The sequence below is a fragment of the Rhizobium tibeticum genome (assembly GCF_900110205.1).
GTDB classification, from domain to species: Bacteria; Pseudomonadota; Alphaproteobacteria; order Rhizobiales; family Rhizobiaceae; genus Rhizobium; species Rhizobium tibeticum.
Window position 1 is genome coordinate 141,004 of record NZ_FOCV01000011.1, and the last position, 18,999, is coordinate 160,002.

The 18,999-nt window shown below is 60.5% G+C and carries 18 protein-coding genes, 1 pseudogene and 1 riboswitch; of the genes and pseudogenes, 7 read left to right on the top strand and 12 right to left on the bottom strand.

What is annotated here, in order from left to right; all coding sequences use genetic code 11:
• Positions 1 to 73: 73 nt before the first annotated feature.
• Entirely contained in the window at positions 74 to 451 is a 378-nt protein-coding gene (crcB, locus tag BSG20_RS14365) for a fluoride efflux transporter CrcB (protein WP_072376173.1), read from the bottom strand.
• 119 nt (positions 452 to 570) lie between these two features.
• On the opposite strand from crcB, the gene BSG20_RS14370 reads away from it, so the two are divergent.
• From BSG20_RS14370 to BSG20_RS14390, 5 genes are all read left to right on the top strand, one after another.
• Positions 571 to 840, top strand: coding sequence for a hypothetical protein (locus BSG20_RS14370; protein ID WP_072376171.1), 270 nt, complete (start codon positions 571 to 573; stop codon positions 838 to 840).
• Between the two features lie 114 nt (positions 841 to 954).
• Positions 955 to 1,046, top strand: a riboswitch (glycine riboswitch).
• Between the two features lie 154 nt (positions 1,047 to 1,200).
• The gene (gene gcvT, locus BSG20_RS14375) at positions 1,201 to 2,337 is read left to right on the top strand and encodes a glycine cleavage system aminomethyltransferase GcvT (RefSeq protein WP_072376399.1); all 1,137 of its coding nucleotides are present in this window, start codon (positions 1,201 to 1,203) and stop codon (positions 2,335 to 2,337) included.
• Positions 2,338 to 2,361: 24 nt separating this feature from the next.
• Complete coding sequence (gene gcvH / locus BSG20_RS14380) at positions 2,362 to 2,724, top strand: glycine cleavage system protein GcvH (RefSeq protein ID WP_072376169.1); 363 nt, start codon at positions 2,362 to 2,364, stop codon at positions 2,722 to 2,724.
• Positions 2,724 to 5,588 carry an aminomethyl-transferring glycine dehydrogenase gene (gene gcvP, locus BSG20_RS14385; protein WP_072376167.1) on the top strand — a complete coding sequence of 955 codons (2,865 nt, stop codon included), beginning with the start codon at positions 2,724 to 2,726 and terminating at the stop codon, positions 5,586 to 5,588. The genes gcvH and gcvP overlap by 1 nt, the downstream gene beginning before the upstream one ends.
• Before the next feature lie 99 nt (positions 5,589 to 5,687).
• Positions 5,688 to 5,957 (top strand): DUF982 domain-containing protein, encoded by a 270-nt coding sequence (locus BSG20_RS14390; RefSeq protein WP_072376165.1) that lies wholly within the window; start codon positions 5,688 to 5,690, stop codon positions 5,955 to 5,957.
• A 53-nt stretch (positions 5,958 to 6,010) separates the two neighbouring features.
• On the opposite strand, the gene BSG20_RS14395 is transcribed toward BSG20_RS14390, so the two are convergent.
• The 9 genes from BSG20_RS14395 to BSG20_RS14435 all read right to left on the bottom strand — a co-directional run bounded on the left by BSG20_RS14395 (position 6,011) and on the right by BSG20_RS14435 (position 15,113).
• The gene (locus BSG20_RS14395; protein ID WP_072376163.1) at positions 6,011 to 6,793 is read right to left on the bottom strand and encodes an alpha/beta fold hydrolase; all 783 of its coding nucleotides are present in this window, start codon (positions 6,791 to 6,793) and stop codon (positions 6,011 to 6,013) included.
• 486 nt (positions 6,794 to 7,279) lie between these two features.
• Positions 7,280 to 7,897, bottom strand: a complete 618-nt coding sequence (locus tag BSG20_RS14400) for a LysE family translocator (protein ID WP_072376161.1) — start codon at positions 7,895 to 7,897, stop codon at positions 7,280 to 7,282.
• Between the two features lie 136 nt (positions 7,898 to 8,033).
• Positions 8,034 to 8,426 carry a Fe-S cluster assembly scaffold SufA gene (sufA, locus tag BSG20_RS14405; RefSeq protein ID WP_072376159.1) on the bottom strand — a complete coding sequence of 131 codons (393 nt, stop codon included), beginning with the start codon at positions 8,424 to 8,426 and terminating at the stop codon, positions 8,034 to 8,036.
• Between the two features lie 135 nt (positions 8,427 to 8,561).
• On the bottom strand, positions 8,562 to 8,942 hold the full coding sequence (locus BSG20_RS14410) for an SUF system Fe-S cluster assembly protein (RefSeq protein ID WP_072376157.1): 381 nt from the start codon (positions 8,940 to 8,942) through the stop codon (positions 8,562 to 8,564).
• A gap of 11 nt (positions 8,943 to 8,953) precedes the next feature.
• Positions 8,954 to 10,195: a cysteine desulfurase gene (locus BSG20_RS14415; protein WP_072376155.1), complete on the bottom strand. Its 1,242-nt coding sequence runs from the start codon at positions 10,193 to 10,195 to the stop codon at positions 8,954 to 8,956.
• Positions 10,196 to 10,207: 12 nt separating this feature from the next.
• Positions 10,208 to 11,482, bottom strand: a complete 1,275-nt coding sequence (gene sufD, locus BSG20_RS14420) for a Fe-S cluster assembly protein SufD (RefSeq protein ID WP_072376153.1) — start codon at positions 11,480 to 11,482, stop codon at positions 10,208 to 10,210.
• A 23-nt stretch (positions 11,483 to 11,505) separates the two neighbouring features.
• A complete protein-coding gene (gene sufC, locus BSG20_RS14425; RefSeq protein WP_072376397.1) occupies positions 11,506 to 12,261 on the bottom strand; it encodes a Fe-S cluster assembly ATPase SufC in 756 nt (251 codons plus the stop codon).
• Between the two features lie 72 nt (positions 12,262 to 12,333).
• Positions 12,334 to 13,803 carry a Fe-S cluster assembly protein SufB gene (gene sufB / locus BSG20_RS14430; RefSeq protein WP_072376151.1) on the bottom strand — a complete coding sequence of 490 codons (1,470 nt, stop codon included), beginning with the start codon at positions 13,801 to 13,803 and terminating at the stop codon, positions 12,334 to 12,336.
• Between the two features lie 143 nt (positions 13,804 to 13,946).
• Positions 13,947 to 15,113, bottom strand: a complete 1,167-nt coding sequence (locus tag BSG20_RS14435) for a cysteine desulfurase family protein (protein ID WP_072376149.1) — start codon at positions 15,111 to 15,113, stop codon at positions 13,947 to 13,949.
• A gap of 203 nt (positions 15,114 to 15,316) precedes the next feature.
• Between BSG20_RS14435 and BSG20_RS14440 the strand changes: the two genes are divergently transcribed.
• Positions 15,317 to 15,994, top strand: a complete 678-nt coding sequence (locus tag BSG20_RS14440; protein ID WP_018902229.1) for an alpha/beta hydrolase — start codon at positions 15,317 to 15,319, stop codon at positions 15,992 to 15,994.
• On the opposite strand, the pseudogene BSG20_RS14445 reads toward BSG20_RS14440, so the two are convergent.
• Both BSG20_RS14445 and BSG20_RS14450 read right to left on the bottom strand, forming a co-directional pair.
• Positions 15,991 to 16,501: pseudogene (locus tag BSG20_RS14445) on the bottom strand (GNAT family N-acetyltransferase). The gene BSG20_RS14440 and the pseudogene BSG20_RS14445 overlap by 4 nt on opposite strands.
• Entirely contained in the window at positions 16,501 to 17,619 is a 1,119-nt protein-coding gene (locus BSG20_RS14450) for an anhydro-N-acetylmuramic acid kinase (RefSeq protein ID WP_072376146.1), read from the bottom strand. Before BSG20_RS14450 ends, BSG20_RS14445 begins: the two are co-directional and overlap by 1 nt.
• Positions 17,620 to 17,735: 116 nt before the next feature.
• Here BSG20_RS14450 and tyrS point away from each other — a divergent pair, with 116 nt between their 5' ends.
• The gene (gene tyrS, locus BSG20_RS14455; RefSeq protein ID WP_072376144.1) at positions 17,736 to 18,992 is read left to right on the top strand and encodes a tyrosine--tRNA ligase; all 1,257 of its coding nucleotides are present in this window, start codon (positions 17,736 to 17,738) and stop codon (positions 18,990 to 18,992) included.
• Positions 18,993 to 18,999: the final 7 nt, after the last annotated feature.

The window sequence follows — 18,999 nt, forward strand, 5'->3', positions numbered from 1 at the left end:
ATGGTCTTAGGCGCGCTGTGCGACCTTTGCGGCTGGCTTTAGAGCATTTTCGCCGAAAACGGAAACCGTAATCTCACAAGATTGCGCGCATGAGCGCCAGTCCGGCGGTCACCGCGGCCATCGACAGGCCGACGCTGGCGACGATATAGACTGCGCCGGAGACGGCCGCCCCACGCTCGAAGAGCGAAATGGCATCGAGCGAAAATGCCGAGAAGGTCGTGAATCCGCCGAGAAAGCCCGTGATCAACAGCAGGCGCATCTCCGGCGACGCATCGAAGCGTCGCACGATCATCTCCGCGAACACGCCGATGACAAAGCATCCGACGACATTGACTGTCAGCGTCCCCCACGGAAAGGCTGGGCCAGCAAGCCTGAGGGCCCATTGGCCGACATAATATCTGAGCACGGAACCGATTGCGCCGCCGACGGCGACAAGGAGGGCTTGAATCATGGATTTGCTCTAAAGCACCTCACGGAAAATTCCAATCTTCCACAGGCAAGATTCAGATGCATAAAATGCTGGCAGTTAATTTAGCCAGTTAAGAACATCCGACGTTCTATTCTGGCCTCATGACAGTCCTGGTCGGCACGATTTCCGCGAGCACCGCCGCCGCAGCGTTCGAAACGCTCCGGATTCCGCAGCGCGTGTCCGCAAGCACGGCTGCAAAAGAGGCGCGCCGGACTGCCGAGCGTCAAACCAGGGGCGCGAGCGGCCAAGACGTGGGAGAGCCGGCCAATATCATACAATCGACGGAAGTCGCTTTGGACCTGATGACGATGGGGCAACGGCAGCCGCAGGCCGGGTTGAAACAGGCACTGGAACTCTACAGCGACAGCTGAACGTCGCCCGGTTCCTCTCTCCTGTAGCCGTCGATCCTCAAGTCCACGCGACAAAAATTTGTTCGGCGGCGACATTCCCCCTTGCCAAGTACAGCCATGGCCAGATAATTGCCCCCGACCTTGTTGGGAGAAGCTGGTCGTCTGCGATCAGTGCCGAAGGAGCAACCGCCCCGGAAACTCTCAGGCCAAAGGACCAGCAAGGGGCAGACGGAACTCTGGAGAGAAGCGTTCTCGAAACGCTCGCCGAAGGGATAACAATCTCAGGCACAGGGACAGAGGGGGCTCGAAATGCAAGGCGCAACCGCGTCTGAAGATTTGAGCCCGCGCATGGAATTCCAGGCGCAAACCCCGGAGGCGTCGTTGGACGATACTACTGCCCTCAAGAAAACTCCGCTTCACGCGCTGCATCTGTCGCTCGGCGCCCGCATGGTTCCCTTCGCAGGCTATGAAATGCCGGTCCAATATCCGGCTGGCGTCATGAAGGAGCACATCCAGACCCGCACGTCGGCCGGCGTCTTCGACGTGTCCCACATGGGCCAGGTGGTCATCAAGGCGAAATCGGGAAAGTATGAGGACGCCGCGCTTGCGCTGGAAAGCCTCGTTCCGGTCGATATCCTCGGTCTTGCGGAAGGTCGCCAGCGCTACGGTTTCTTCACCGATGACAACGGCGGCATTCTAGATGACCTGATGATCACCCATCTCGACGATCACCTCTTTGTCGTCGTCAACGCCGCCTGCAAGGATGCCGATCTTGCTCACCTCCAGAAGCATATCGGCGACACCTGCGACATCATCCTGCTCGATCGTGCGCTGATCGCCCTGCAAGGACCGCGCGCCGTCGAAGTGCTTGCGGAACTCTGGGCCGATGTCGCCGCGATGAAATTCATGGACGTGCGCCATTGCCGGCTGCACGACGTATCCTGTCTGGTTTCACGCTCCGGTTATAGTGGCGAGGACGGCTTCGAGATCTCGATCCCGACCGACAAGGCAGAAGATGTCACCAAGCGGTTGCTCGAGCATCCGGACGTACAGCCGATCGGCCTCGGTGCCCGCGACAGCTTGCGCCTCGAAGCTGGCCTCTGCCTTTATGGCAACGACATCGACACCACGACGACGCCCGTGGAAGCAGCGCTCGAATGGGGCATGCAGAAAGCCCGCAGGACGGGCGGCGCACGTGCCGGCGGTTTCTCAGGCGCAGGCCGCATCTTGTCCGAGCTAGAAAAGGGTGCAGCTCGTCGCCGCGTCGGTCTGAAGCCTGAGGGTAAGGCTCCGGTTCGCGGCCACTCGAAGCTTTTTGCGGATCCAGAAGGCAAGTCGGAGATCGGCGAAGTGACCTCCGGCGGCTTCGGTCCCTCCGTCGAACATCCCGTCGCAATGGGCTATGTCAACGTCGCCCAGGCGGCGGTTGGAACGCAGGTTTACGCCGAGGTGCGCGGCAAGTACCTGCCCGTCACCGTCAGTGCCCTTCCCTTTATTACACCGACCTACAAACGCTGAAACATTTTTCCGGAGAGAACAATCATGCTGAAGTTTACCGAAGAACACGAGTGGCTGAAGATCGAGGGCGGTGTCGCGACGGTCGGCATCACCACCTACGCCGTTGAACAGCTCGGCGATCTAGTTTTCGTCGAACTGCCGGAAGTCGGTGCCACCTTCTCCAAGAACGACAATGCCGCAACCGTCGAATCCGTGAAGGCTGCCTCCGACGTCTATTGTCCGCTTGACGGCGAGATCACCGAAGTCAATCCGGCAATTGCTGCCGATCCGTCGCTGGTCAATTCGGACCCGCAGGGCGCCGGCTGGTTCTTCAAGCTCAAGCTTGCAAACACCGCCGATGCCGATGGCCTGCTCGACGAGGCGGCCTACAAGGAGCTCACCGCGTAATGACGACGCCGACAGAATTCCAGTTCACCGACTACCAGCCCTATGACTTTGCCAACCGTCGTCACATTGGCCCGTCACCTGCCGAAATGACGGATATGTTGAAGGTCATCGGCTACAACAGCCTCGACAACCTGATCGACGCCACCGTGCCGCCCTCCATCCGCCAGAAGGCGCCGCTCGTCTGGGGCGCACCGATGACGGAACGCGAGGCGCTCGACAAGCTGCGCGAGACCGCCAACAAGAACAAGGTCCTCGTCTCTCTGATCGGCCAGGGTTACTACGGCACGATCACACCACCGGTCATTCAGCGCAACATCCTAGAAAATCCGGCCTGGTACACGGCCTATACGCCTTACCAGCCGGAAATCTCCCAGGGCCGATTGGAAGCGCTGCTGAATTACCAGACGATGATCTGCGACCTCACCGGCCTCGACGTCGCCAATGCCTCGCTTCTCGACGAAGCGACAGCGGCCGCAGAAGGCATGGCAATGGCCGAGCGCGTCTCGAAGTCGAAGGCCAAGGCCTTCTTCGTCGACGCCGCCTGCCATCCGCAGACGATCGAGCTGATCAAGACCCGCGCCGAGCCGCTCGGCTGGAGCGTCGTCGTCGGCAACCCCTTCACCGATCTCGATCCGGTCGACGTATTTGGCGCCATCTTCCAGTATCCGGGCACGCACGGCCACGTGCATGATTTCACCGGCCTGATCTCGCGCCTGCACCAGACCGGCGCCATCGCCATCGTTGCCGCGGACATCCTGGCACTGACACTCTTGAAATCGCCCGGCGAAATGGGCGCCGACATCGCCATCGGCAATTCGCAGCGCTTCGGCGTTCCGGTCGGCTATGGCGGCCCGCATGCGGCCTACATGTCGGTCAAGGACGCCCACAAGCGCTCCATGCCCGGCCGTCTCGTCGGCGTCTCGGTCGATGCCCGCGGCAACCGCGCCTACCGCCTGTCGCTGCAGACCCGCGAGCAGCACATCCGTCGCGAAAAAGCCACGTCGAACATCTGCACCGCGCAGGTGCTCCTCGCCGTCATGGCCTCCATGTATGCCGTCTTCCACGGCCCGAAGGGCATCAAGGCGATCGCCCAGCAGGTCCATCAGAAGGCCGTGCTGATGGCCAAGGGCTTGGAAAGGCTCGGCTACACCATCGAGCCGAAAACCTTCTTCGACACCATCACCGTCGATGTCGGCCACATGCAGGGCGTCATCCTGCGCGCGGCTGTCGCCGAGGGTGTGAACCTGCGCAAGGTCGGCGCCACGAAGATCGGCATGAGCCTTGACGAGCGCACCCGCCCGGCAACGCTGGAAGCTGTCTGGCGCGCTTTCGGCGGCAACTTCGCCGTTGCCGATTTCGAGCCTGGCTATCGTCTGCCGAAGGGCCTCGCCCGCACCAGCGAATACCTGACGCATCCGATCTTCCACATGAACCGCGCCGAAAGTGAGATGACCCGCTATATCAGGCGTCTGTCGGACCGAGATCTGGCACTCGACCGCTCGATGATCCCGCTCGGCTCCTGCACGATGAAGCTGAATGCCACGGCCGAAATGCTGCCGATCACCTGGCCCGAGTTTTCCGACATTCACCCCTTCGTGCCGCCAGACCAGGCGCTCGGCTATCGCGAGATGATCGACGATCTCACCGAAAAGCTCTGCGCCGTCACCGGCTATGACGCCTTCTCCATGCAGCCGAACTCCGGCGCGCAGGGCGAATATGCGGGCCTCTTGACGATCCGCAACTTCCATATCGCCAACGGCAATGGTCACCGCGACGTCTGCCTGATCCCGACCTCGGCCCACGGCACCAACCCGGCCTCGGCCCAGATGGTCGGCATGAAGGTCGTTGTCGTCAAGGTTCGCGAAAACGGCGATATTGACCTCGGCGATTTCCGCGCCAAGGCCGAGCAGTATGCGGACAATCTCTCCTGCTGCATGATCACCTACCCCTCGACGCACGGCGTCTTTGAGGAAACCGTCAAGGAAATCTGCGACCTCGTGCACAGCCACGGCGGCCAGGTCTATCTCGACGGCGCCAACATGAACGCCATGGTCGGCCTGTCCCGCCCTGGTGACATCGGCTCAGACGTTTCCCACCTCAACTTGCACAAGACCTTCTGCATCCCGCATGGCGGCGGCGGTCCCGGCATGGGCCCGATCGGCGTCAAGGCGCATCTGGCGCCCTACCTCCCCGGCCACCCGCAAACGGACGGACGTTCCGGCGCGGTCTCGGCGGCGGCCTTCGGCTCGGCCTCGATCCTGCCGATCTCCTGGAGCTACTGCCTGATGATGGGCGGCGAAGGGCTGACGCAGGCGACCAAGGTGGCGATCCTAAACGCCAACTACATCGCGGCACGGCTCAAAGGCGCCTATGACGTGCTTTACAAGTCCGAGGCCGGACGTGTGGCGCATGAGTGCATCATCGACACCCGCCCGCTGGTGGAAAGCGCCGGCGTCACCGTCGACGACGTCGCCAAGCGCCTGATCGATTGCGGCTTCCATGCGCCGACCATGAGCTGGCCGGTTGCGGGCACGCTGATGATCGAGCCGACGGAATCGGAAACGAAGGCCGAACTTGACCGCTTCTGCGAAGCTATGCTTGCCATCCGCCAGGAAGCCCGCGATATCGAGGAAGGCCGCTCCGACAAGGCCAACAATCCGCTGAAGAACGCCCCGCACACCGTCGAAGACCTCGTCGGCGAATGGGATCGTCCGTATAGCCGCGAACAGGCCTGCTTCCCGCCGGGCGCCTTCCGGGTGGACAAGTACTGGTCCCCGGTCAACCGCGTCGACAACGTCTTCGGCGACCGCAACCTGATCTGCACCTGCCCGCCGGTCGAAAGCTACGCGGAAGCGGCTGAATAATGACACCTCTCGGTCCCTCCCCCTTGTGGGGAGGGGTTGGGAAGGCGTAAGCATCCGCACCACCGAAAACCCGCGATGCAAACACAGGTCACCCACCCCATGGCAAAATCCGACAGCGATATCACCCAGGCACTCTGGCCAAAGCCAGTGCTCTTGGCGCTAGAAGAAGCCGGCCAGTACGTGACGATCGACACAACTCAGGCCGCCTCCTGGGCGATGATCGAGGACTGGCCGACCGAAGACGGGCCGGCACTCGACAAGGCCCTACTGGTCTGCGCCGACGTCATCAAGGGCAAGCGCACCAACGACGATGCCCGCAAAGCCTTCATCGCCGCCGCTGTCGAGGCCGGCATCGACATCAAGAGCTGACCGCTCGGTTGCACTCTTGTGTCGGCGTTCGCAGGGAGCAGCGGAGATTTTCGCTAGCCCTTCTGTTGCCCCGCTGCCTCCAGAATCAACCCTGCAATGGCGTCCGGGTGCGAAATCAACGATAGATGGCTGGATTTCAGCTCGATGGTGTTGGCGCCCATACGCTTGGCCATGAAGCGTTCGAGGTCTGGATTGATGGTTCGGTCTTCGGTGGAAACGGCATACCAGCTCTGTTTTGAGCGCCATGCTGCCTGCGTCGTCTTACCCGTGAGTAGCGCCTTGTGGAACGGCTCCTGTACCGCATAGAGTACTTTCGCCTTCGCCTCAGGAAGATCTCCCGCAAAGTCACGCAGGAACGCCGCTTCAGTCAGTCGTCCCTCGTCTCCATCAAAAACGATGCCTGCGGAAGCTGGCGGTGTCGGAAATGTCTTGGCAAGGGCCGTGTAGTCTTCGCCGGCATCAGGTGCACGCGCAGCAACATAAACAAGTGCCGATACGCTCGGATGCACGCCCGCTTCGGTAACCAGCATGCCGGAAAAAGAATGCCCGACCAGAACCGTCGGACCATCCTGCCGGTCGAGTACGCGCTGCACCGAGGCGACGGCCTCCGGCAGCGTCGTCAGCGGATTCTGCACGGCCGTGGCATTGAGCCCCGCGGCCTGCAAGCGCGCAATGACCTCCGACCAGCAGGAGCCGTCGGCAAACAGCCCGTGCGCCAGGACGACGTTTCGCGCCTTCGCCGGCGCTGCAGGCGCGGCTATGCCACGGGTTGAGATGAGGGAAGCGGCAGCGCTTGCAACGAGTGCCGCTGAGAAAGTCCGTCGGTTCATCATCATGATCAGTTTCCCTGAGCGTTGAACAATCAGCTATGCGCGCGCAAGCCTCCGGCTCCGCACAAAGCTGATTGTGAAAATCTGCGTGGTTGGCTTTCCTGTCGCTGCCTCAGTAGCGTCACTGGCGCTGTACGACCCTACGAAACGACCAGTTTACAAGGCGCTTCACAAGTGCTTTGCGCATGGTGGTCGTTTCAGAGATGAATCTATTCGCCACCAACCGCTCGGTCAATCGGGCACGCGCTACACATAGGTATAGGTGGCGTAGGGAAGGGAATAGAGTGCCCGTGCAAGGCATTTGGTGGCCCAACCGGGCGCTACCGACGGTTCCTGCGCCAACGACAGGTAAGCCGCCATGCCCCCCTTGCGCCGCCGGTAACAAGAATGCGTTTAGTCATAATGGCTCGCATTGTGTCCCAAGGCCTGCACGCATATCGCGAATTATGTCACTCTTCAATCTGCCGGAGCCGTGGCGCTACAGAGGCGTATTTAAAGGAGCGAATAGCCTCCGGAAGCGAGCGCTACGAGGCCGAAGAGGATCAACAGGTAGCTTGTTCCCCGCACGAGCTTTGTTGTGAAATCCCTTGGCAATTTGTTCCTGGCAAGGCTGACCGCACCGCTCAGAAAGAACCACCAGGCAAGCGATCCGCTAAAGACACCACCAACGATGACGGCCGAACTGAAGCGCCGTGTCTCTTCTGTCAGACCAAAACCGGCAAATAGCGCACCGAATGAGAGAATCGTGGCCGGATTGGAGACCGTCAGCAAAAACGTCGCAAGCGTTGTGCCTATGAGCCCGACCGACCGGACATCGGCTGCCTGGACCGGATCATGCGTCAGTCCTCGATAACCCAGCGCGAGAAGCAATAGACCTCCGATGATCGCCAGAGGCAGTCTCGCTGCCGACATCGTCTCCTCGAAGACAGCGATGCCGGTGACCGCTGCTAGCGCATAACTGGCATCGCCGACCGCTGTCCCAAGGCCGCAGGAAAAACCTGCAGGAAAGCCGCGCTCCAGTGTGCGTTTGATACAGAGCATTCCGATCGGCCCGAGTGGCGCGGTGATAATGACACCCAGCAGAGCGCCCTTCGCAAACAGCAGCAGCATCGTTCAGTCGATTCCCTTCCGCAGGGGCAATCCCGCGGACTTTCAAAGAGTGCCCTTAAGGCGCTATCGCAACGAGGTAAAATGAAAAGGCCGCCGAAACCGGCAGCCTTCTCGAGAATTCGAACGATTGTGACAATCAGTGCGCGGGAATGACGGCGTTGCCCTGAGCGGCGAGCGCCGCAAGATCCGCCGGCTTCAGTTCGACGGATTCACCGCAGCCGCAGGCCGAGGTCTGGTTCGGATTGGTGAAGGTGAAGCCAGAGCGCAACGTCGTGCTCTCGAAGCCCATTTCTGTGCCGAGCAGGTAGAGCACCGCGGACGGTTCGACCCAGACCTTGGCGCCTTCGCGCTCGATCAGGTCGTCCTTTCCATTCGGATCGGTCACGAGGTCGATGGTATATTCCATCCCTGCGCAGCCGCCCTTCTTGATCCCGACGCGAATGCCCTTGGCCTCCGGTCCGGCGTTTTCGACGATCGCTTTCACGCGGTTCGCTGCAGCTTCCGTCATGCTCATTATTGCAAAGCCCATCGGCTTCTACTCCTTCCGCGCGCGGATTCAAGGTCCGGCGTTTCACGATTCAAATGTAGTGCCAGCAGCTTAACCGATCAATACCAGCCTGCTGTATGAGCCTGTCCGAAAAGTCTGCAACATTTCGCCGTCATGCTAGTACCAGCCGACTGCGACCTGCGCCTCTTCCGACATGCGGTCCGGCGTCCACGGCGGATCGAAGGTCATTTCGACCTCGACGCCGGATACACCCTCGACCGCGCCGACGGCATTCTCGACCCAGCCGGGCATCTCGCCGGCTACCGGGCATCCGGGCGCCGTTAGCGTCATCATGACCTTCACCATACGGTCGTCTTCGATATCGATCTTGTAGATCAATCCGAGTTCGAAGATGTCGGCCGGGATCTCAGGGTCGTAGACGGTCTTGAGCGCCGAAATCACATCGTCGCTGAGCCGCGCTAGTTCATCGGCCGGAATGCTGGAATGCACGATGCCTTCGCGCACGTCGATCTTCTGTTCGCTTTCGCCCAGGCTCATTTGGACACTCCTTAAGCAAAGAACTTGCGCGCGTATTCCAGCGCATCGGCCAAGGCATCGACCTCGGCGCGTGTATTATACATCCCGAAGGACGCCCGGCATGTGGAGGTGACGCCGAAGCGTTTCAAGAGCGGCATGGCGCAATGCGTGCCTGCGCGCACTGCAACACCCTGGCGGTCGATCACCATCGACACGTCATGCGCATGCAGACCGGCTAGCTCGAAAGAGAAGATGCCGCCCTTGCCCGGCGCCGTGCCGAAGACCCTCAGCGAATTGACCGCCTGTAGGCGCTCTGCGGCATAGGCGGCGAGATTCGCCTCATGGCGGGCGATCGCCTCGCGGCCGACCTTGTCGATGTAGTCGAGCGCATAACCGAGCCCGATCGCCTGCACGATCGGCGGCGTCCCGGCTTCGAAGCGATGCGGCGGATCATTGTAGGTCACGGTATCTTCCGTCACCTCGAAGATCATTTCGCCACCGCCCTGGAAGGGCCGCATCTCGCGAAGCCGCTCCTTCTTGCCGTAGAGCACGCCGATCCCGGACGGGCCATAGAGCTTGTGGCCGGTCATCACGTACCAGTCGCAATCGATGTCTTGTACGTCGACAGGCATATGGACGGCTCCCTGCGACCCGTCGACGAGAACCGGAATGCCACGCTCATGCGCGATGCGGCAGATTTCCTTGACCGGCACCACGGTGCCGAGCGCATTCGACATATGCGTGATGGCGACGAGCTTCGTGCGCTCGGTCAGGCTCTTTTCGAAATCCTCGATATGGAAGGCACCCTCGTCATCAACAGGCACCCAAACCAGCTTGGCGCCCTGTCGCTCTCTGATGAAATGCCAGGGCACGATGTTGGAGTGATGCTCCATGATCGAGATGACGATCTCGTCGCCCTCTCCGAGCTTCGGCATGCCCCAGCCATAGGCGACTGTATTGATTGCCTCCGTCGACGACTTCGTGAACACGATGTCGTTGACATCAGGCGCGTTCAGGAAGCGCCGCACCTTTTCGCGTGCGCCTTCATACGCGTCGGTCGCAGCGTTCGAAAGGAAATGCAGACCACGGTGAACATTCGCATATTCGCTCGAATAGGCGTGCGAAATCGCGTCTATAACCGCCTGCGGCTTCTGCGCGGAGGCACCGTTGTCCAGATAGACCAGCGGCTTGCCGTAGACTTCCTTCGCAAGGATCGGAAAATCCTTGCGAATGGCTTCGACGTCGTATGAGGTTGCCGGAACTATCTTGTCCATGGCGCTATCCGATCAGGCGTGTTTTTCGAGCCAGGCCGAAATGACGCTTTCCAGCGACTCGACCAGGGCTTCATCTTCGAGTTCTTCGACGATCTCGGCAACGAAGGCATTGACGAGCATTGCGCGCGCCTTGTTCTCCGGAATGCCGCGCGCCATCATGTAGTAAAGATGGTTGTAGTCGATGTCGGCAACCGTCGCACCGTGGCCGCACTGAACGTCGTCAGCGAAAATCTCGAGTTCCGGCTTCACCGAGAATTCAGCATCGTCGGACATTAGCAAAGTGTTGCACGCCATCTTGGCGTCGGTCTTCTGCGCATCAGGGGCGACACGGATCATGCCTTGGAAGACGCCCTTGGCACGGTCGAAGACGACGTTGCGGATCACGTCGGTGGAGCCCGTATGCGGAACGTTATGGCCGAGAACCATGGTAACGTCGGTATGCGTTTCAGCGCCAAGCAGGTTGATACCACGAAGCGTCAGGTCGGCGCCCTCGCCCGTTACCTTGATGTGCAACTCCTGGCGGACCAGCTTACCGCCGGCATTGATGATGAAAAGCTTCAGCTTGGCATCGGCACCGAGATCGACACGGATCTGGCCGAGGTGCGTATCCGCGGCGCCCTGCTGCTGGACAATGATCCAGGTGAGCTCCGTCCCCTCGCCAACCGTGACGTCACTGACGTGAGACACGAAGGCGGCATCGGAGGTCACTGCAAGGTGACGTTCGATGACCGTCGCCTTTACATTTGCGCCGAAGCTAACCGGCAGGCGTGTGTGCGTCTGGCCGCCAGCGTGAACGAACTGAATCTCGAGCGGTTCCTCAAGCACAGTTTCGGCGGCGACGTCAATGACGTAGCCATTCCGCACGAAGCTGCCGTTGATGCGGCCGATCGCATCGTCACTGCCGAGTGCGCCGAGGCCGGTGGCAGCCGTGCCGTTCGAAAGCTGGGCCGCGTAGCCCGAAATGTCGAGGCCATCGACTGAAGCCTTCAGATCCGGCACACCCTGAATAACCGAAAGAACCGAGGATTTCTCAACCAGCGGGTCGCGGGCTTCCGAGCCGGCGTCGCCTGCCTGTTCCGGGATGGCGCGCAACAGTGTCTTGAGGTCGGTATAGTGCCAGGCCTCGATGCGGCGCGTCGGCAGGCCGGCCTTCTTCAGGTCGTCAAGCAGCCTGTCGCGGATGGCGATGACCGAACCGTCGCCCGGCAATTCGCCGATCTGGTTGTTGAAAGCCTCGATGAGCGCCGCTTCCGCGGTGGTCTGGTGGCTCGTCGTCTGCATGTTCATGAGACTCGTCCTTTCCGCCCAGATCAGGCTGCCGCGTCGATGATGTCGGCGTAGCCGTTGGCTTCCAGCTCATGCGCCAGTGACTTGTCGCCCGACTTGATCACCTGCCCCTTGTAGAGAACGTGAACCGTATCCGGAACGATATAGTCGAGCAGGCGCTGGTAGTGGGTGATGACGATGACAGCGCGGTCCGGCGAACGCAGCGCGTTGACGCCATCGGCAACGATCTTCAGTGCATCGATGTCGAGACCACTGTCGGTTTCGTCGAGAACGCAAAGCTGCGGCTGCAGCAGCGCCATCTGCAGGATTTCGGCGCGCTTCTTCTCGCCGCCGGAGAAGCCGACGTTGAGCGGACGCTTCAGCATTTCGGTGTTGATCTGCAGCTTGCCGGCAGCGTCCTTGACAAGGCGCATGAAATCAGGCGTCTTCAGCTCGTCTTCGCCGCGTGCCTTGCGCTGTTCGTTCATCGCGACTTTGAGGAACTGCATGGTGGCAACACCGGGAATTTCGACTGGATACTGGAACGCGAGGAAGATGCCCTTGGCGGCACGCTCGGCAGCATCGAGTTCCAGGATGCTCTCGCCGTTGTAAAGGATGTCGCCTTCGGTGACTTCGTAGTCTTCGCGGCCTGACAGGATGTAGGAGAGCGTCGACTTGCCAGAGCCATTCGGGCCCATGATGGCGGCAACTTCGCCAGCCTCTACCGTCAGGTTCAGGCCGCGGATGATCTCGGTGCCGTCTTCGGCGATGCGGGCGTGCAGGTTCTTAATTTCAAGCATGGTCTTGTCCCATAAAAAGCAATCGGAGAAAGGCGCGCTCCACGCGCCCTCGCGCATTCATGTCGTGTTGCGTCAGCCGACGCTGCCTTCAAGCGAGATGCTGATCAGCTTCTGCGCTTCGACGGCGAATTCCATCGGCAGTTCCTGCAGGACTTCCTTGACGAAGCCGTTGACGATCAGGGCGATCGCCGCTTCGGTCGGGATGCCGCGCTGCAGGCAATAGAAGAGCTGGTCCTCGGAGATTTTCGAGGTGGTTGCTTCGTGCTCGAACTGCGCCGTCGAGTTCTTCGCTTCGATATATGGCACAGTATGTGCGCCGCACTTGTCGCCGATCAGCAGCGAGTCGCACTGCGTGAAGTTACGAGCGTTTGACGCCTTGCGGTGGGCCGAAACCTGGCCGCGATAGGTATTCTGCGACACGCCGGCAGCGATGCCCTTGGAGACGATGCGGCTCGAGGTGTTCTTGCCGAGATGGATCATCTTCGTGCCGCTGTCGATCTGCTGATGGCCGTTGGACACGGCGATCGAGTAGAACTCGCCGCGGCTGTCATCGCCGCGCAGGATGCAGGAGGGATATTTCCAGGTGATCGCCGAGCCGGTTTCGACCTGCGTCCACGAGATCTTCGACCGGTGACCACGGCAATCGCCGCGCTTGGTGACGAAGTTGTAGATGCCGCCCTTGCCCTGTGAGTCGCCCGGATACCAGTTCTGCACCGTCGAATACTTGATCTCGGCGTCATCGAGTGCAACGAGTTCGACCACCGCCGCATGCAACTGGTTCTCGTCGCGCTGCGGCGCGGTGCAGCCTTCGAGGTAAGAGACGTATGCCCCTTCCTCGGCGATGATCAGCGTGCGCTCGAACTGGCCGGTGTTCTTCTCGTTGATGCGGAAGTAGGTGGACAGTTCCATCGGGCAGCGAACGCCCTTGGGAACGAACACGAAGGAGCCATCGGTAAAGACAGCCGAGTTCAGCGTCGCATAGTAATTGTCGCTCGTCGGAACAACCGTGCCGAGATACTTCTTCACGAGATCAGGATGCTCGCGGATCGCTTCCGAGATCGACATGAAAATCACGCCGGCTTTCTTCAGCTCCTCTTTGAATGTCGTGACGACGGAGACTGAGTCGAAGACCGCATCGACGGCAATCCGCGGTTTCTCGACGCCAGCGAGTATTTCCTGCTCCTTGAGCGGAATCCCGAGCTTTTCGTAAACCTTGAGGATTTCAGGATCGACTTCATCAAGCGACTTCGGGCCAGGCGTGCTCTTCGGCGCGGCGTAGTAATAGATGTCGTTGAAATCGATCTTCGGATAATTGACGCGCGCCCAGGTCGGTTCTTCCAGGGTCAGCCAGCGCTTGTAGGCCTCGAGACGCCATTCGAGCATCCATTCCGGCTCCTGCTTCTTGGCGGAAATGAACCGGATGATGTCTTCGGACAGGCCCTTGGGTGCCTTGTCCATTTCGATGATGGTCTCGAAACCGTATTTGTACTGATCGACGTCAATCTCGCGGACGCGATCGACCGTTTCCTGGACGGCGGGCATGTCATTCTCCAATCTCGCCGGAGAAAAGGTCCGGCAGCTTGTCGTTCGGGCAGTATCCTTTGCCTCGTATGTAGGTGGCCAAAAGGGACTTTTCAGCCCGAATGGCAAGCGGAAATTTGCGTTTCCGCAAATTTATGAAGTGGTCACGCCACCTCCCCGGCCGGCTTGCGTCGAGCGGCTATTTTCGCAAAGACGGAAATCGCCTTGTCGATCTCCTCTTCGGTCGTGGCAAAGCCCAACGAAATGCGCAAAGCACCGAGCTTGGGGTCACGCCCCATGGCAACCAGAACATGGCTTTCCCCGACCTTGCCGGAGGAGCAGGCGGAACCTGCCGAGAGCGCCACACCTTCGAGATCGAAGGCGATCTGGCCCGTCTCGGCCTTAAGCCCCGGAAGGGTGAAAAAGGTCGTATTCGAGACGCGTTGACCCGCGCCGCCGTAGATGACGACGTCAGGCGCAGCCCCTTTCATTCCGGTTTCCAATCGATCACGCAGGGCCGAAACGGCCTCATTGCGCTGATCGAATTCCGCAACGGCGGCTTCGGCGGCGGCGCCGAACCCGATCACCGCAAGTGAATTCTCTGTCCCTGAGCGGTGACCCTTCTCCTGGCCGCCGCCATGGATCAGCGGCCGCGGCATCAGGACTTCGCCACGGGTGATCAGCGCACCGGTGCCTTTCGGGCCGCCGAGCTTGTGCGACGAGATGATCATGAAATCGGCGCCGAATGCGTTGATATCGAGCTTCAAACGACCTGCTGCCTGCACAGCATCGACGACAAGCAGACCACCATGCGCCTGCACGATCTTCGCAACGTCGGCGATCGGCTGAACGATGCCGGTCTCGTTGTTAACAAGCATGACCGCGACCATCGGCAAGCCACTCGATTTGTCATGAGCTGCGAGCAAAGTGCCAAGCGCATCGAGATCGACGACACCGGCCTCGGTAACAGGAATTTCCGTCGTTTGTTCCTTCGGGAACCGGCCGCCTTCGCGCACCGCGGGATGCTCGACGGCCGAGTAGTAGAGTTGGCCGATCGCGAGCAGCGTCCGCCCCATCCTGAACTCGGGCGTCAGGACCATATTGGCCGCTTCGGTTGCGCCGCTCGTGAAGATCACATGCGCAGGATCGGCGCCCGCAAGCGTTGCCACTTGGCGCCTCGCACGTTCAATGGCCGCGCGGACAGTACGGCCTTCGCCGTGAACCGAGTTCGGGTTGCCGAACAGATCCATGGCGCGCAGAACAGCGGCGCGCGCCTGCGGATGCAGCGGCGAAGTCGCGTTCCAATCGAGATAAAGGCGTGGCGGCGCCATGATCTTTCGTCCTGCTAAAATCCTTGCGAGGCGGCTCGGCTCATTTTCCTTGAAATTTCGGCCGGGCTTGCCTTATGACACATCCCACAATGCGTGGATCGCCATGCAAGTTTCGAATTGTTCTAAACTGCGTTTTAGAAAAGCTGACAACGTTCGTCAAGTCTGCGCAGCGTGAACGCGAAGAAATAAACGCCGGAGTACAGATGCCCGAAGTCATTTTCAACGGCCCCGCAGGCCGCCTTGAAGGCCGCTACCAGCCCTCCAAGGAAAAGAGCGCGCCGATTGCCCTCATTCTGCACCCGCACCCCCAGTTCGGCGGCACGATGAACAACCAGATCGTCTACCAGCTCTTCTACATGTTCCAGAAGCGCGGGTTCACGACATTGCGCTTCAACTTCCGGGGAATCGGTCGCAGCCAGGGTGAGTTCGACCATGGTGCCGGCGAGCTTTCGGATGCCGCATCTGCGCTCGACTGGGTGCAGAGCCTGCACCCTGATTCGAAGACCTGCTGGGTCGCCGGTTATTCCTTCGGCTCCTGGATCGGAATGCAGCTGCTGATGCGACGGCCCGAAATCGAAGGCTTCATGTCGATCGCGCCGCAGCCGAACACCTACGACTTCTCATTCCTCGCGCCGTGCCCGTCCTCCGGCCTCATCATCAACGGCGACGCCGACAAGGTGGCACCCGAGAAGGATGTCAATGGCCTCGTCGAGAAGCTGAAGACGCAGAAGGGTATCTTGATCACGCACCGCACGGTGCCGGGCGCCAACCACTTCTTTAACGGCCAAGTCGAGACCCTGATGGGCGAATGCGAGGATTACCTCGATCGCCGCCTGAACGGCGAACTGGTACCCGAACCGGCCGCCAAGCGGATTCGCTAGGCTGACCGCATCCCGCCGGTCAATTCGAACGTCGGGCAAGACAATCCGTCAACGATCATCGGCATGCGGCTTCGCATGCCGATTTTCGTTAGGACATGCTGGGATGCGCCATTGTCCGGATGCGTGAAGGCGATAAACCGCGACGCGAAGTTCCGCGCGAAGAACCAGTCCGCCAGCCAGGCCGCAATCTCCGTCGCATAGCCCTTGTCCCATTCCTGCCGTCGAAGCGAATAGCCGAGTTCGAATTCCTGCCGCTCAGCGCCGAAAAGCGAGAACCCCGCGCGGCCAATGAAGCGATCGTCCTCGCGGCCGAGGATCTTGTATTTCGTAATTCCGTCCCGCGCTTGCTCGCCAAACCAGTTGCGTAACTTCTCGCGACCACGGAGCAGCACCCGAGAGATATTGCGTCGTCTCGATGGTCGAGGGAAGCTCCTGGATCAGGCCCGCATCGTCTGATTCCCACATGACCGCGACAAGGCGCGGTGTCTCCAGAATGACCGGCTGCATCACGGCTTCACCACAACACCGCCGCTCACCGGCGCACGCACGCCCGTTGTCCCCGGAAACGTCAACGGCAAGCCGTCCAACGACCTCACCGCGAGATAGGCCCAGGCTTCCGCCTCCATTGAATCCCCGTTGAAACCAGCCGCCTCCGCAGAAATCACTTGGCCGCCCTGGCGGCGGGCGATATCTCTCAAATCCAGCATCAGCACGCGATTGAGGCGACCACCGCCGCAGACGATGTAAAGCGTCGGCGTCACCGGCAGGTGACCGGCGGACTTGATGATCGAAGCGGCAGCGACGTAGGCAAGTGTGCGCGCACCATCGGCAAGTTCTGCATCTGCGCCCGACGGCGGCGGAAAGTCGTTGCGGTCGAGCGAGCGCCGCTTCTCCGCGGTAAAGAACGGGCTGTTCAAATAACGATCGGCCAGCTCGGCGATGATCCGACCCTCCGAAGCGATCATGCCGCCCTGATCGAACGGCACACCCGCATGGGTCTCGACCCACTGGTCGATCAGCGTATTGCCGGGTCCACTGTCGTAGCCGACGATGACCCCGTCTGCGCCGATATAGGTGAGGTTGGAAATCCCGCCGATATTCACGAAGCAGACCGGCAAAGCCGCGTTCGTGAGGTTGGCGGCAAGTGCTGCATGATAGACCGGAACCAACGGTGCACCCTGGCCGCCATGCACCATGTCGTTGGCACGGAGGTCGTAGGCCACCGAAATGCCCGTCTCGTGCGCCAGCAGTGCCCCATCGCCGATCTGCACGGTCAACGCCTCGTCCGGCCGATGCAGCACCGTCTGCCCGTGAAAGCCGATGACATCGATCGAGGCCGCATCGAGCGCATTCGCAGCCAGAAATTCCCTAACGGCAACTACATGCCGTAACGTCAGTTCGCGCTCGATAGAGGCCAGATCGCCCCGCCGTTGCTCACGTTGGGTAATGGTCTTCGCCTGCTCCAGTGCCAGCTTCAACCGATCACGGAAGGCCGGATCATAGGGAACGTTGAGGAAAGGCCCGCGTTCGACGACCGCCCGGCCATCCGTGCGCAGCAGCGCCACGTCGATACCGTCCATCGATGTTCCGCTCATCAAGCCGATCGCGGTCCTGACCTTCTCCATGACCCCTCGCTGGAAGATTCCTGCCAAATGGTGACTGTTCGGCAAAACAGTGCTAAACGCGCCGCGTCACTTCAACAATAGCCAATCCGAAAATCCGCACCCGAGAGCAAAAGGTCATGTCCGAGTTCAAATCCGATTTCCTCCGCACGCTGAAAGAGCGCGGCTTCATTCATCAGATCTCCGATGAATCGGGCCTCGACGAACTCTTCGCCAAGGAAACGGTAACAGCTTATATCGGTTATGACCCGACGGCATCGAGCTTGCATGTCGGCCATCTGACCCAGATCATGATGTTGCACTGGCTGCAGGCCACCGGACATCGTCCGATCTCGCTCATGGGCGGCGGTACTGGCATGGTCGGCGACCCCTCTTTCAAGGAGGAGGCACGCAAGCTGATGACGATCGAGACGATCGAAGAAAATATCGCCTCGATCAAGCGCTGCTTCTCCAACTACCTCGATTACGACAAGCCGGCCAACGCCGCTCTGATGATCAACAATGCTGAATGGCTGCGTTCGCTGAACTACCTAGAATTCCTGCGCGATGTCGGTCGGCACTTCTCGGTCAACCGCATGCTGTCCTTTGACAGCGTCAAGACGCGTCTTGATCGCGAGCAGTCGCTGTCGTTCCTCGAATTCAACTACATGATCCTGCAGGCCTACGACTTTGTCGAACTGGCCAAGCGCTACGATTGCCGCTTGCAAATGGGCGGCTCGGATCAGTGGGGCAACATCGTCAATGGTATTGATCTCGGTCACCGCATGGGGACGCCGCAGCTCTACGCGCTGACCTCGCCGCTTCTCACTACCTCTTCCGGCGCCAAGATGGGCAAGTCGGCATCAGGCGCGGTTTGGTTGAACGCCGATTTGTTGCCGGTCTATGACTTCTGGCAATACTGGCGCAACACCGAAGACGCCGACGTACCGCGCTTCCTGAAGTTGTTCACGACGCTTCCGATGGACGAAATTGCGCGCCTCTCGGCCATCGCCGGTTCAGAACTGAACGAGGTCAAAAAGATCCTGGCGACGGAAGTCACCGCGATCCTGCACGGTCGTGCAGCCGCCGAACAGGCTGCCGAAACCGCCCGCAAGACCTTCGAGGAAGGCGGCCTCGCCGCAGACCTTCCCTCGGTCGAGGTCCCGGCTGCCGAACTGGACGACGGTATTGGCCTGCTGTCGCTGATCGTCCGCGCCGGCCTTGCCGCTTCGAATGGTGAGGCGCGCCGCCACGTTCAGGGCGGTGCAGTGCGCATCAACGACCAGGCAGTCAGTGACGAACGCAGGATCATCGGCAGCGGCGAGATCACCGCCGATGGCGTCATCAAGCTGTCGCTCGGCAAGAAGAAGCACATCCTGATCCGACGCGCCGCTTAAATGCGGC